General features: G+C 46.4%; 9 protein-coding genes. 8 read left to right on the top strand and 1 reads right to left on the bottom strand.

What is annotated here, in order from left to right:
• The first annotated feature begins 567 nt into the window (after positions 1 to 567).
• The 7 genes from HMPREF0240_RS15030 (at position 568) to HMPREF0240_RS15000 (ending at position 9,284) form a co-directional block, all read left to right on the top strand.
• Positions 568 to 2,427 (top strand): DUF975 family protein, encoded by a 1,860-nt coding sequence (locus HMPREF0240_RS15030; protein ID WP_009004277.1) that lies wholly within the window; start codon positions 568 to 570, stop codon positions 2,425 to 2,427.
• A gap of 292 nt (positions 2,428 to 2,719) precedes the next feature.
• Positions 2,720 to 2,917, top strand: a complete 198-nt coding sequence (locus tag HMPREF0240_RS25055; protein WP_035313594.1) for a hypothetical protein — start codon at positions 2,720 to 2,722, stop codon at positions 2,915 to 2,917.
• Positions 2,918 to 2,938: 21 nt separating this feature from the next.
• Positions 2,939 to 4,654 (top strand): potassium-transporting ATPase subunit KdpA, encoded by a 1,716-nt coding sequence (kdpA, locus tag HMPREF0240_RS15020; protein WP_009004276.1) that lies wholly within the window; start codon positions 2,939 to 2,941, stop codon positions 4,652 to 4,654.
• Positions 4,655 to 4,678: 24 nt separating this feature from the next.
• A complete protein-coding gene (kdpB, locus tag HMPREF0240_RS15015) occupies positions 4,679 to 6,745 on the top strand; it encodes a potassium-transporting ATPase subunit KdpB (protein ID WP_009004275.1) in 2,067 nt (688 codons plus the stop codon).
• A gap of 15 nt (positions 6,746 to 6,760) precedes the next feature.
• Complete coding sequence (gene kdpC, locus HMPREF0240_RS15010; protein ID WP_009004274.1) at positions 6,761 to 7,408, top strand: potassium-transporting ATPase subunit KdpC; 648 nt, start codon at positions 6,761 to 6,763, stop codon at positions 7,406 to 7,408.
• A 344-nt stretch (positions 7,409 to 7,752) separates the two neighbouring features.
• On the top strand, positions 7,753 to 8,214 hold the full coding sequence (locus HMPREF0240_RS15005; RefSeq protein WP_009004273.1) for a MarR family transcriptional regulator: 462 nt from the start codon (positions 7,753 to 7,755) through the stop codon (positions 8,212 to 8,214).
• Positions 8,211 to 9,284, top strand: coding sequence for an FUSC family protein (locus HMPREF0240_RS15000; RefSeq protein ID WP_009004272.1), 1,074 nt, complete (start codon positions 8,211 to 8,213; stop codon positions 9,282 to 9,284). The genes HMPREF0240_RS15005 and HMPREF0240_RS15000 overlap by 4 nt, the downstream gene beginning before the upstream one ends.
• 36 nt (positions 9,285 to 9,320) lie before the next feature.
• On the opposite strand, the gene HMPREF0240_RS23525 is transcribed toward HMPREF0240_RS15000, so the two are convergent.
• Positions 9,321 to 12,821 carry a bifunctional UDP-sugar hydrolase/5'-nucleotidase gene (locus tag HMPREF0240_RS23525; protein WP_009004271.1) on the bottom strand — a complete coding sequence of 1,167 codons (3,501 nt, stop codon included), beginning with the start codon at positions 12,819 to 12,821 and terminating at the stop codon, positions 9,321 to 9,323.
• Between the two features lie 236 nt (positions 12,822 to 13,057).
• Here HMPREF0240_RS23525 and HMPREF0240_RS14990 point away from each other — a divergent pair, with 236 nt between their 5' ends.
• On the top strand, positions 13,058 to 14,977 hold the full coding sequence (locus tag HMPREF0240_RS14990; protein ID WP_009004270.1) for a diguanylate cyclase: 1,920 nt from the start codon (positions 13,058 to 13,060) through the stop codon (positions 14,975 to 14,977).
• The last annotated feature ends 36 nt before the right edge of the window (positions 14,978 to 15,013 follow it).

Genomic DNA, 15,013 nt, shown 5'->3' with positions numbered 1-15,013 from the left:
TGCTTTGTGTGCTATGTCTGGATTGATTACGGGAAGGTGGAATGTGGCAAACGTAAGCAGCGATAAAATCGTGAATCAGATTGAAAAACAGATGGATTTAAAAGACCTGCAGGCTGTGTGGAAGAAATTGTAGAATGGGGGGAGGGGCGCCTGCCGAGGAACGGGACAGGGTGCGGACGTAAGCATATATCTGTCTGGAATGCGGACACTGCGCTAAGCAGCAGTAAGAGAAAACACGCAAAATCAGCCGGAATCATACGCATTCACCGCCTAAGCTGATGCTTAGACGGCTCAGGCGTACTCAAAAGTTGATTTGGAGATCAACTTTTGTCCGGCTGATTTTGCGTGTTTCCTCTAACTGCTGCTAAGCTCGTTTTATGCTTTCCAGACAGATATATGCTTACGTCTGCACCCTGTCCCGTTCCTCGGCAGGCTTGGTTCATCCGGGCGGGAGATTTTACGGTGGGGTTTTGGACGGGGAGGCGGATAGTTTTGCTTGTATTTGTTTTCAGGGCATTTTATAATAGGGACTGAATAACTGAAAAAATGATGAAGTGAGAGAGTTGTATGCTAACGAGAAGAGAGATGAAGCGGGAAGCGCGAAAGGTACTTAAGAGGCATTATTGGATTTTTGTGATGCTTTGTCTGCTGGCGGCGGTTTTGGGGACGGAGTTTAGTTCTTCGCTGTCTGTGGCGAAAAGCGGCGGAGATGAGGCAGCGGAGGCTGAAACTGGCGGGTCCAGGAAAGGGTCGCTGGAAGTGGATGAGAAGTTTAGTGAGATTGTTTACCATATTGCTTCGGGAGATGATGAGACGGGGCTGAGGATTGCGGATGATGTGGACCGGGAAGAAAGTGAACGATCAGAAGCGGACCCCGGGGCTGTAATGGGGAGAAGCAGGGGCGTGTTCTCTATGGTCGTGAACGGTATTACTTCCGGAAAGTTTTTTGCTTATCTGGCGGTTGGCCTGAAGTCTATTATTGGGTCAGACAGTATGGCTGTTATGATTTTGATTGCTGCGGTTCTGCTTTTGTGGTTTCTGGTCCTGATATTTGTAACCAATGTGTATCAGGTTATTATGAGGCGGATGTTTTTGGAGGGCAGGCGGTATGATAAGATTCATATGTCCAGGGCGCTGTTTCTTTTAAAAATACATAAGTGGTGCAGAGCCAGTATTACGCTTTTTGTGGCGTCGGTGTATCAGCTGCTGTGGTCGGTTACCATTGTGGGTGGAATTATCAAGTATTATTCTTATTATCTGGTGCCTTATATAGTGGCAGAGAATCCCGGGCTGAATTCGAAGGAAGCGGTCACGCTGTCCCGTCATATGATGAAGGGACATAAGTGGGAGTGCTTTGTTTTTGAATTATCCTTTATAGGGTGGGAACTGCTGGGGCTGCTGACAATGGGGATTTTGGATATCTTCTATACAAATCCTTACAAGATTGCGGCATTTAGTGAATATTATGCGGGGCTTCGCATGACGGGGAAAGAAAAGAATCTCCCGTATGCAGACCTGCTGAATGATAAGTATCTGTTCGAAAATGCCGGGAAAGAAGAACTTGCTGATGTTTATAGAGATGTGGCGAAAGAGAGCGAGAAGCAGCGGGCAGGACTGACAAGCCTGACGGGAATCCGCAAGTTCCTTTCGGATGTATTTGGACTGACTATCAGGAATGATGAGAAATCAAGGGCTTTTGAAGAGAGCCAGGCGTCGATGGTTTATCTGGGTTATGATAAAGACGCACTGGAGGGCAGTGTATATCCGACAAGGCTTTCTCCGGAACCTGAAAGAATGAAGAAGCGGTGGACAGGCAATATCAGCTATATCCGTAATTACTCGGTCTGGTCTATGATTATGTTGTTTTTTGTTATGTCCTTCATCGGATGGTTATGGGAGGTCGGACTGCATTTGCTTTCAGATGGAGTATTTGTTAACAGAGGGGTTTTACATGGGCCTTGGCTGCCGATTTACGGGAGCGGCAGCTTGCTGATTCTTCTTCTGCTTAATAAGTTCCGAAAAAGGCCGGCAGCTGAGTTTCTGATGACGATCGTTGTATGCGGAATCGTGGAATATTTCACCGCGTATTATCTGGAAATAGCTCATAACGGTAAAAAGTGGTGGGATTACAGCGGGTACTTTCTGAACCTGCAAGGAAGAATCTGTGCGGAAGGTCTCCTCACTTTCGGGGTGGGAGGAATGTTGATTGTATATATTCTGGCGCCTGTCCTGGATGATCTGATCCGGCGGGTTCCGGTTCGGACGCTGATGATTGCTTGTGTGGTGCTGATCTGTATATTTACGGCTGATCAGGTGTATTCCGTAAAATATCCCAACGAAGGGGCCGGAATTACTGATTACAGCAGTGCTGCAGACCCGGCCGTTTTTTGGAAAACGATGGCCGCGATGGAGAACAAGTATTTATAAAAAACGAAAATAAAGAACGCGATGCAATTGAAAAGCTGCATCGCGTTCTTTGTTTTTTAGATTCTCTTTTTGGGGGTGAACCGGGATGCACAAATTCAATCTTCTGTATTTTAATACGGCTTTAATACAGCCTCCTGCTTTTTTGCGCAGTTTTAAGATGACCCGTGCTATCATCTAATCATTCTTTGAAAGAAGGAGGAAGCCATCATGATGGATATAGTTATGGCAGCTGTTCTGCTGGCCTGCTTTGGTCTAATGAAGCTTTTTGCCGATTGGTGCAGCCGGCAGATCGATGCGGATATCGGGAGAGAAGATTAGTAAAAGGGCCAGGAACATCAAAGGAAAGAAGATTAACAAAGAGTTAAGCACAACAAATGGAAAGAAGGAAAAGGAAAATGATACTGCTTGGAATTATTATTTTGCTGCTGGCGGCATATTTGTTTTACGCCCTGGTGCATCCGGAAAAGTTATAAATAAACTTATTGAGTAAAAAGAGGAGGAAAAGAAAGTTATGTTACAGATCGTACTGACTTTAGCGATTTTCGTGCTTGCTGTGATCCCGATGGGGAGATATATGTATCATATTGCAGTAAATAAGAAAACTTTCGCGGATCCCTTATTTGACCGGGTGGATAATGGGATATATAAAATCTGCCGGATCGACAGAAAGGGAATGAACTGGAAGACTTATGCGTTAAGCCTTCTGATGACCAATGCGGTCATGGTACTGGCGGGATATCTGGTTCTGAGGCTGCAGAGTGTTTTGTTTCTGAATCCCAATGGGATCGCCGGGATGGAGCCAACCCTGTCATTTAATACAATTATCAGTTTTATGACAAATACAAACCTGCAGCATTACTCAGGCGAGTCAGGTTTATCTTATTTAAGCCAGATGCTGGTTATTATATTTATGATGTTCACATCTGCAGCATCCGGGTATGCGGCATGTATGGCGTTCTGCCGGGGATTTGCAGGCAGAAGCAAAGATCTGGGGAACTTTTATGAAGATATGGTTCGCATTACGACCCGGATTCTGATTCCATGGTCTTTGATTTTCGGCCTGGTACTGATCTGGCAGGGATGCCCTCAGACTTTCGGTGCAAATATTACTGTTGAGACAATTCAGGGCAAGCTGCAGGATTTTGCAACAGGTCCGGTCGCAGCGCTGGAAATCATCAAACATCTGGGAACAAACGGCGGAGGATTCCTTGGGGCTAACTCGTCCACACCTTTCGAGAATCCAACTATTATAACGAATATAGTAGAGCTGATCTCCATGATGATTCTTCCGGGCGCCTGTGTACTGACATTCGGAAAGATGTGCAGGGACAGGAAAAAGGAAGAGGCTCAGGTAAAAGAGCCCATATTCGGAAAACAGGGCAGAACTATATTTGCAGCCATGTCGGTGATATTCCTGATCGGTCTGACGCTCTGTTTCTTCTCCGAAAAGGCCGGCAGCCCGGTTCTTGCAGATGCAGGGGTAAGTCAGGCAATGGGAAGTATGGAAGGAAAAGAGGTCCGTTTTGGCGTCGATCAGTCGGCTCTGTTTACCACGGTTACAACTTCTTTTACCACAGGTACCGTTAATAACATGCACGATACACTGACGCCTCTGGGCGGAATGGTGCCGCTCTTACATATGATGCTGAACTGCGTATTCGGAGGTAAGGGTGTGGGGTTGATGAATATGCTCATGTATGCAATTCTGACCGTATTTATATGCGGCCTGATGGTGGGACGTACCCCGGAATATCTGGGCAAAAAAATAGAAGGAAAGGAAATGAAGCTGGTCGCACTGGTACTGATTGTACATCCGCTTCTCATCCTTGGGTTCTCAGCGCTGGCGGTTTCCACACAGGCAGGGCTGGACGGAATTACGAATCCTGGCTTCCACGGACTGTCACAGGTATTGTATGAGTATTCTTCTTCTGCGGCTAACAACGGTTCCGGTTTTGAAGGGCTGTCAGACAATACCTATTTCTGGAATATTACTACAGGACTTGCGATGTTCTTTGGGCGTTATATAGCCATTATCGCACAGTTGGCAATCGCAGGTTCGCTGCTTGCTAAAAAACGGGTGAAAGCGTCCATTGGTACACTGCGAACGGATAACGCAGTATTTGCAATATTACTTATATTTATCGTATATATATTTGCCGCATTAACATTTTTCCCTGCGTTGGCACTGGGGCCGATCGCGGAACATCTGACCCTGTGGTTTTCATAAAATTTAAGAAAGGGATGTAAAGCAATGTCTAAGAAACAACAAACAACGAAGTTCGTGACAAAGGACATTCTGAAGAGCTCCGTTATCGGAGCCCTCCAGAAGCTGAACCCGAAATATATGATTAAAAATCCGGTTATGTTCGTAGTGGAGGCCGGCTGTGTGCTGACGCTGATCATGACGTTTTTTCCGTCTATATTTGGGGATGATGCTTCCGTTGGGTACTTAAGAACCTATAATGGAATTGTCTGCGTCATATTATTTATTACTATATTATTTGCAAATTTTGCAGAATCTGTTGCCGAGGGACGCGGAAAAGCACAGGCGGCTTCTCTGAAAAAAACAAAGCAGGATACAAAGGCTCATCTGATCTGTGAGGATGGGACAGATCGGATGGTAAATGCATCCGAATTAAAAAAGGGGGATATTGTTCTTGTAGAAGCGGGAGAAGTGATTCCAAATGACGGGGAAGTCATTGAAGGGATTGCTTCGGTGGACGAATCGGCAATTACCGGAGAATCCGCACCCGTTACACGTGAGGCAGGAACAGATTTTTCTTCTGTAACCGGAGGAACAACGGTTGTCAGTGACTGGCTGAAGGTTCAGATCACATCGCAGCCGGGAGAGTCCTTTCTGGATAAAATGATTGCGCTGGTAGAAGGTGCGTCACGTCAGAAAACCCCGAATGAGATCGCACTGAATACGCTCCTTGTTGGTTTGACGATTATTTTTATGATTGTGGTTGTATGTCTGTATCCGTTTTCAACATATTCAGGTGTGCAGATACCGATATCTACGATGATCGCACTGCTTGTATGCCTGATTCCTACAACCATTGGCGGACTGTTGTCTGCCATTGGGATTGCCGGGATGGACCGGGTGACCAGATTTAATGTCATTGCCATGTCGGGAAAAGCGGTGGAGGCCTGCGGAGATGTGGATACGATGATTCTCGACAAGACCGGGACCATTACCTTCGGAAACCGCCTTGCAGCGGAGTTCTATCCTGTAAAAGGAAAGAGCAAAGAAGAGTTAATCGACTACGCGGCACTCACTTCGCTATGTGATCCGACGCCGGAAGGAAAGTCAACGCTGGAATTGGCACGGAAGATGGGAAGCCGGATGAACAGTGAGGTGGCTGACCAGATGGAGTTCGTTGAATTTACGGCACAGTCCAAGATGTCAGGCGTCAATCTGCCGGATGGAACGACCCTAAGGAAAGGGGCGGCTGATGCCATCAAAAAGATGGTAAAAGAAAAGGGAGGCAGCATTCCCGCAGATCTGGACGGTATTGTTGAGAAAATCGCCGGACTTGGCGGTACACCACTGGTAGTTACAGCAGAAGAGGTGATCTGCGGGGTTATATATCTGAAAGATACAGTTAAGCCCGGACTGGTTGAACGTTTCCAGCGCCTGAGGGAAATCGGGATCAAAACGATCATGTGTACCGGCGACAACCCGCTGACCGCAGCCACAATCGCCAAAGAGGCAGGCGTGGACGGATTTATCGCGGAGTGCAGACCGGAAGATAAGATATCGGCGATCAAAAAGGAGCAGGCGGAAGGCAAGCTGGTAGCTATGACCGGTGATGGAACGAACGATGCACCTGCGCTTGCCCAGGCGGATGTGGGGCTGGCAATGAATTCAGGTACAGCGGCCGCCAAGGAGGCGGCCAATATGGTGGATCTGGATTCTGACCCGACCAAAATACTTGAGGTGGTTGAGATTGGCAAGCAGCTTCTGATAACAAGAGGTTCGCTGACTACCTTCAGTATTGCAAATGATGTGGCCAAATATTTTGCAATCATACCTGCCATGTTCACGCTGGTGATTCCGCAGATGCAGATGCTGAATATTATGAAATTAGCCACACCGATGTCGGCCATTCTGTCGGCTTTAATATTTAATGCAATTATTATACCGTGCCTGATTCCAATTGCAATGCGTGGTGTTAAATATAAACCGATGAGTGCAGAGCGTATGCTGCTGAAGAATATGGGCATCTACGGGGTGGGCGGTATTATCGTACCGTTTGCCGGAATTAAAATTATTGACTGCCTGGTTGCACCGCTTTTGGCAGTGCTGGGTATGTAGGGAGGAGTGATTATTATGAAATCATTTTTGAAATATTTGAGAAGTGCAGCGGTCCTTACTGTTTTCATGCTGGTAATCTGTGGTTTTGCTTATCCTGCGGCAATGACAGGACTTGGACAGCTGATCTTCCCGCATCAGGCAAACGGGAGCATGATTACAGCTGAAGGTGAGAAGACTGCAGATCCGGAAAAGGCAGTGGGATCTGCTATCGTAGGACAGGATTTCTCTGGAGATCAGGGCTACTTTCAGTGCCGTGTATCAGGGGTAAATTATAATACTTATACAGCAGAAGAAAAGGCGGATGGTACCTACGGGGGCGTATCCTCAGGCGGTTCCAATCTGGCGCCTTCAAATGAAGAACTTAAGCAGAGAGTAGAAGAGTCTGTGGAACAGTTCTTAAAAGAAAATCCGGAGGTTAAAAAAGGAGACATTCCCGCAGATTTACTGACAGCTTCCGGCTCGGGAATGGATCCGCATATCACGCCGGAATCTGCAGAGATCCAGATACCTGCTATTGCTGAGGCAACCGGATTAAGCGAGGAGGAATTGAGAGGTATTGTTGAAGATAATACAGAAGGGAAAGTACTTGGAGTTTACGGGCATGAGAGAGTGAATGTACTCAGGTGCAACCTTGAGATTGCAAAAATATCAGGGAATCTATAGTATAAAAATAAAAGGGACTGACAGTGCGCAGTCCTTTTATTTTTTTACTGGAACAGGAGTATATTCCTAGCTGCAGGGCAGAAACACTTCATATGGTGATGAAAAGGACAGCGTTTACACCGATTCCGGCAATCCCTGCCTGCTGGCCTATCTGCAGGCTATTTGGGTATAGTTTTCTGCTGACGGTATCAGGCTCTCTATCTCGATTACGATGTCTTGACAGAAAATAGAAAAAGGTGTATGATTCATAAAAGGTTTACAATGTAAACTAATTTGGCATGTAAATAAAATTATAAACTAAGAAGGTGAGAGGAATAGTGCACCTGCACTATAAAAGAACCGTTATGGAAGAAAAAAACTGGATGCTTTTAATGGAAGACTTGAGTGAAATACGGCTGCTGAGCAGCCTCATACTAAAAAAAGCCCGCAAGGGTGCAGCAGCAACAGCTCAGGAAGTGGATATGCTATTTCGTGTTGCACTGGCCAAAGATCCAATTGTACCCGGAGAATTAAGCCATGACATGGGGATCAGCAAGACCACTGTCAGCAGACTGATTGACGGACTGACGGAAAACGGACTGATTGAGAAACTGTATGACCGTCAGGATAAACGAAGCTATTCCCTTAGAATTACCAGTGAGGGAAAAGATGAATTAGACAGTATGTACCATTATTATCTGGAGCCGGTTTACGGAATGCGGGAGGCGCTGGATGAGGCAGAGTTTCAGCAGTTTATTGGACTTGTGCGGAAAGTGAATCTTTATATGGCAAAAAAGCAGAGTAAGAATAAGGGGGAATTTATTTGACATTTTATCAGGAATTACAATTAAGTTCTGGGGGATCCAAGGAATTGATTCAAAAAACTTCAGACAAAAGGGAAAAACGCAGGCATATACTTATTTATAATATCAAGGTGTATCTGGTATTGATATTCTGTTTCTTGAGCGTTACTGTTTACAGTGTGATATTTGGGGCAGATAACAGTGTTGCAGGAGTGGTGGTCCTGCTGGCACTTTTGGTCTTGAGGCAGGTGGATTTTGGAATCAAGACATCCCATGGCATCGGCGTTGTCTGTATGATTTTCTGTATTCTGGCCGTAGGGCCGAGAGTTTCCAATATGGTAAGCCCCGGGTATGCCTTTCTGATTAATGCAGTCTGTATTCTGGGTATCATGGTGTTAGGCTGCCACAATATTGTTATGTCCAACCAGTCCACCTTTGTACTGGGCTATCTGCTTCTGCAGGGATACGATGTGACAGGACACACCTACATATTAAGGTGCATCGGACTGGCTGCGGGAATGGTTATCTGTGCGGCAGTATTTTATATTAACCACAAAGACAGGATTTACAAACGGACATTTACCGATTTGTTCCGTGAATTCGATATCTACACTTCAAGAACGCAGTGGTATATCAGGCTTTCTCTGGGAGTGTCGTCTGCCATGTTCCTGGCGTCTGCTGTACATATGCCGAGGGTGATGTGGGTCGGAATTGCCTGTATGTCCGTTATGCTGCCTTTTGCAAAAGATTCAGAATACCGTGTGAGGAGACGGGCTCCTTTTAATATACTGGGATGTGCAATATTTCTCGTGCTTTATCTGATCCTGCCGGAGAGTATGTATCCGTATATTGGGCTGATTGGAGGCATCGGTGTGGGATATTCTGCAGGATATGCGTGGCAGACTGTATTTAATACGTTTGGCGCCCTGGCGATTGCTGCGAATATGTTTGGCCTGGAAGCAGCATTGTTTCTCAGGATTGCCGCAAATGTATTTGGTTCTCTGTACTGTTTTGTTATTGACAGGCTGCTGCAGTCTGCAGGTTCACAGCTCAGTGAATGGTTAAGGACCAGAAGGATATCAGAGGCTTCATAAGGGAGATACACCGGTAAGGTGTGTCTCCCTTATTTTTTAAAGAGATTTATGTTTTCTTTTGATAACGATGATTCCGGCGGCAAAGGACATGCCCATGAGCCAGAAAAGTACTATGATTCGGCTGTTATCTCCTGTTTTCACGTTGGAAGATGCACTGCCTGCGTTATCTGCCGGATGACTGGCTGGCGGGTTCAAAGCGCTGCCTTTGGCAACGGTCAGGCGGAAGCTTTCTTTGGATCCTGCGACTGCCCGGCCGTGTGCGTCATAGCCCTCCAGGCTGACGGTGTAGTCCTTGCCGGCCATATCATCGCTGATTGGAAATACGTGTTTAAACTCCAGTTCAGATGAGTTTGTCTGGCTGCCGTTCTGCCGCTCCAGAATAACTTCTTTTTCAAAGGTCTGCTCTTTGCCGTTTCCTGCTATCTTATATTTTAAAGTCTGAATTTTATTGTTTACCGTATATGTATTATCATTGTTTAGCCGGATGTCAGAGCTGTCAGCCTGTATTGGGGCAGTTACCCCGTAAAGAGACAGGTTCTGCCCGGCCTTTGCTGTAATGCCATCGGATATATCCATATCATACTGCGGCTTTTTTGCCTGCTGTTCTACATAAATGCCATCTTTCTGCTTCTCGGTGCTCAGTTCGGCGCGTACAAGCTGCAGCTTGTCTCCATTTGAGAATGGTGTAATCTGACTGTCTATTCCAGCGATCATTCCGGGTTCCCCGGTGGAATAGTAATAGCTTACAAGCCGTCTGTCGATATCACCCATGCTCTGCAGAAGCCCCAGTTCCACACTGTAGGTGGTACTGGATTTTTTGACATTATATATTATGAAATGTACGGTTCCGGTGGTATATTCAGTTGCGTCTGCTGCCCGCCATTGGGGTGCATTTTCGCAGAAGCGGCCATCGGATATGGACCAGTACCCCGGAAATGCATCGTTGTATATCCGGTAGCCATTTGCAGCTGCAAAAGCCTGGAATTTACGGATATGGTCATCGCCTGAAAAACGGGTCAGTATTTTGTCTGCTGTGCTCCCAATGCTGAGATCCGCGGAACGGTAACCAAGCGTTTCCCCACCGGGGGAAAGAACGCTGACTTCCAGAAGATAGCCGCCATTAGATAAAGGCTTATAGGCATTGCCATTTTTATCTGTAAGTCCAAGTTTATCGTCAATGGAATCAGCCGTTTTGCCGCCGGGTATCAATGCCGTAAAGCCGCTGTCATTGTAATAGCATTTGCTGTCTCCGTTCCTGACGGAAGCTTCGTCTGCTCCGTCCCAGATCAGATCCGGCATACCAGTGTCACATATGATAGTTTCATCGGTCTTAAAAGTAATCAGATCTTCTTTTAATGTTTTATTATCTTTTATCTGAGTGGAGGTTTCCCGCACAGTATCTCCGGCAGTATCGGTAAGCCTGACGGAAACAGTGCTGTTTTCTGGTATCCGTCCGATATTCTCGAAAGTACCTTTTACGTAAAAACTGCGCCCGGAAGAAATAGTAGTCTCTGCAGCTGACGGAGCAGTAATCTGGATCGTATCATCGGTCTGCCCGTCACAAAACGCAGAAGGATAGGAAGATTGTCCATCCTCTATGATTCCGGAACCAGTATAATTATTAATATATAGCTGTTCCTGGCTGTTGTCGATCTGGACTCCGTGAGGCCCGGCGGGAACAGTAATCTTAAGAATCCCGGATTTGTCGGTATAAAGTGTCTTCGTGGTCTTATTGTCGATACAGACGGACACTGCTTTATTTGGCGCTGCATCACCGGTTGGCAGGAGCATTCTGACAGAGGCCGTATATTCGTTTCCGGAATAACTGCTCTGGGGAATAATTCTGTCATATGTACAGGGCAGCGAAAGCGGATCTGCACCATGATTGGTAAGGCCGTTAATATAGCTTTCAATGGTTTCCAGTTCCCCGCCGATTTCACCAAGCAGATCCAGATCTTTTAGCATGTCATAGTCATTTCCGCCGCTCATGATGTAATTGTTGGATACCAGTATCATTGGCGTATCCGTGTCATCGCGGGATAAGACGGTACCATCGTCCAGTTTCATTTCCAGAATTTTGGCATCCTCTGGTGCATTTGGATTGTACCGTACCTGAATTCCGCTGACCTGAAGAAATCCTCCGCCGTATACACCTGAGAGCATTCCGGTTTCTTCATCCTGAGCGGTTACATTTGATAAGGAGTGTTCCATTACCTGAAAAAGAATCTGCGGGGTAACAGCCTTCAGCATTAACGTATTGGAAAAGGGAAAGGCGGTTACCAGTTCTTTTTTTGTGGTGGTGCCGTTTGGTATAGAGGAACGGATTCCACCGCCGTTTTCTACAGCAGCTACAGGCACATCTTTATAGGGAATCAGATCCTGTGACTGTGATCCTGCAATGAAATCTGTAGCAGCATCCCGGAAAGCGTCTGTCACCAGATCCCCCAGATTCGTTTCCGTAATCCTTGCAACAGATATATTGTTTATATAACCGCCCCACAGTGTATTGGTGGTCTCACAGACTCTGTTGGCCAGTTGTTCTTCCTGGCCTGAGGTGATCGTTTCAAGGGCGTCGGCCACGTCAGGATCCGGAGTAACATCTGCAGTATCTGACCAGGTAAGCAGTGTTTCGGTCAGAGCATAGCTTCCGTCTGCCTCAGGGGTGATCTCCATCTTTCCGAGCTTCTTAAGTCCGGTTCCGGTCTGGGCGATCAGGACCCCATTCTCAGTAAAATTTTCCTCGGTATGGCTGTGGCCGTCGATAATAGCGTCAAGCCGTCCCTGGTATTCACCAGTCATGGCGCCTGCAAGTGCCCTGGCCGGTACAGGAACATTCTCATATTCCCCAAGATGGGAGACTGCGATAATAACATCTGCATCCGCTTCTTCTAATTCCTTGATTTCTCTTTTGGCGGTTTTAACCTCATCCTGAAATTCAATGCCGGCAATTCCTTCGGGATTGGTGGCGGATTTGGTTTCACATGTTGTCAGCCCGAAAAATCCAATCGTAATTCCATTGACGGTAATGACTTTGTGACAGCCATTGTTCTCTGCGTTATGGCCTTCAAACAGAGGGCGGCCGTCTTTTTCAACATTCGCGGCAAGCAGAGGAAACGCAGCATTGTCAGCATTTGTCAGTGCCTGTTCGCTTCCGTAGTCAAATTCGTGATTTCCGGCGGCCATAAGATCATATCCGGCCAGATTCATTAACTTTATAATATCCGCGCCTTGGGTCAAAGATGCAAGAGGCAGTCCCTGAGTGGCATCCCCCGCATCTACAAGGAGAGAGTTGGGAGTGTTCTTTTTTAGCGCAGCCGCTCTGGCGATACCGATTGTATTATTCCCGGAGTCCGTACCGTTATTATCAATGGCGGTAAGTGCGCCGTGCATATCGTTTGTGTGATAAATAGTGACGGTACTGCTGGCTGCTGCCGGTTTTGTACCGGGTTCCGTAGCGCTGACTGTCAGACTTCCGAACAAAAGCAGTATGGTGAATATACAGGCGGATATCCGGAGTGCATATTTTTGTTTTTTCAATGTAGCTTCCCCCTTTTTACAATTTAAGATAAGTATACCATATTATGGATGAATAGAGTAAGACTCCGCAGTATTATTTGGGGCAGAAAAAGGGGAAAACATAAGAAAAAAGAAGGAAGCATGCAGCAAAGCTATAGAAAGTCCGGCTATTTAGTGATAAAATGATAAAAATAATCTATCTAAGATAAAGGGATTGGCCCGGCAGTGGTAAACGGCCTCTAAAAGGGGGGAAACATATGGATCCAAATAATAGTGAAATATCTGTACATGCTGATGCAGAGCAGGAAAGTGAAGCGGAGATCCACAATGTAAACAGGGGGAACCGCAGGTATTATCTATATGCTATTATCTGCTGCGCCCTGTTTTTAGGCATCTGTATTACCATTGTCCTCACTTTGAACCGAAATAAGACCCATGAGGAGTATACACGAATGGTACTGGAGACTCTGAATGCCTACACGACCGGGCAGAGAGAGAATACGCTTACAGAAATAGACGGTACCGCTAAAACCCTGCAGTCGCTTGCGGTGCTGATTGAGAGCCAGGACGATTTCGATTTTATTGATCCTTATCTGGCTGCGCTTAATGAAGACAGCCCTGAAGTAAAATACATGTACCTTTCTGAAGAGGAGTATCGGGATGCCCTAAAACAGAGAACAGTATTGGAAAAAGATATGAAAGTCATTGAACGCTTAAAACAAGGGGAAACGGTGGTGACTGATCTCACCTTTTCAGAACGTATGGGGAATATATATTGTATTGGTGTTGGGGTACCGGTTGTAAGGGACGGGAAATTCATAGGGGCAGTCCGCGGAATTATCAATGCAGAATCCCTGGTCTCAACCGATGTCTATGATCCTGCCCAGGGGGAAATAAGTGCGGCTTTTCTCACTGACGGGGACAGCGTCATCCTGCCGATCCGGGACGCGTATGAGAGAGGCGTAGGGGAAAGTCTGCTGGAACATCTGGAAAGAAATGGTATAGAAGAAGATGTCATTGAAGAGCTCCGCGCTGTATACGTTCCGGGGAATTCCCAGGCATGCAGCGTGCGTCTTGGAATCTTTGAAGGCAGCCCGTATTACCTCTCACTGACCGGGCTGAAATACAATAACTGGCATCTGGTTGTATGTCTGAAGGCTGAAACTGCATCCGAGCATTTTCAGCATATTTTAAATAACACAACGTACAGTATTATCGGCCTGATTATCGCAGTTATTTTGGCCTCGATTATCATGTTGCTTGTAGTAAGAAGAATGCAGAAAAAGTTTTCTCTGGATGAACAGCGCTATTTACTGCTTGAGCGGTTTTCGGATACTGTGCTGTTTGATTATGACTGCCGGCTGGATACAATCCGTTTTACCTCCAATGCATCGAAGTTCCTGAGGATACATAAGCTAACGCAGAAAGATTTTTTACAGCACCTGAATGAGATTTATGTCCATGCGGATGACCAGGCTCAGGTGCGACAGATACTGAGCGGAGAGCGCGGCGGAGATTCGGGTAAAATCAGGGTCAGGCTGATGCGCCCGGAGACGGACGATTACTTCTGGAGTCTGGTGCAGTACCAGTACTTATATGAAAAGAAAACCCCCATTTCTACGATTGGCAAGATTACAGATATTAATGAGCATATGGAGCATGAAGATTATCTGCGCCGGATATCTGAGACAGACGGGCTGACCGGGCTGATGAACAAAGGAGCCGCTGAAAAAGAGGTGGAAAGACGGCTGGCGGAAGGCAGAAAAGGTACCTTATTTATCATTGACGCAGATGGATTCAAGCAGATTAATGACGTTTACGGACATGCAGTGGGAGACAGGGCACTTCGATTTTTAGGGGAATGTATCAGACAGACCTATCGGGGGGATGATGTTCTGGCCAGGATCGGCGGCGATGAACTGCTTATTTATATGGAAGGGATAGAAAACAGCGAAAGTGCCAGAAAAAAGGCTGAACAGCTGGAAAAGTATCTGGAGTCCCGTTCAGAATCGGGAATGCCTTCTTTTACAGTCAGTATCGGAGCCGCACAGTTTCCGGCTGATGGAAAGAATTTTGCAGAACTGTTCCATGCCGCTGACCAGGCTATGTATGCGGCAAAAGCAAAGGGGAAACAGCAAATTTGTTTTTATAAGGATATTCAGAAAGAGAAGGAATAAGTGCGTATTGGACGTTCTTACGGGTTAGAAAACGAT

The organism is Clostridium sp. D5, from assembly GCF_000190355.1.
GTDB classification, from domain to species: domain Bacteria; phylum Bacillota; class Clostridia; order Lachnospirales; family Lachnospiraceae; genus Faecalicatena; species Faecalicatena fissicatena_A.
This window is presented reverse-complemented; position numbering and strand designations above follow the sequence as displayed.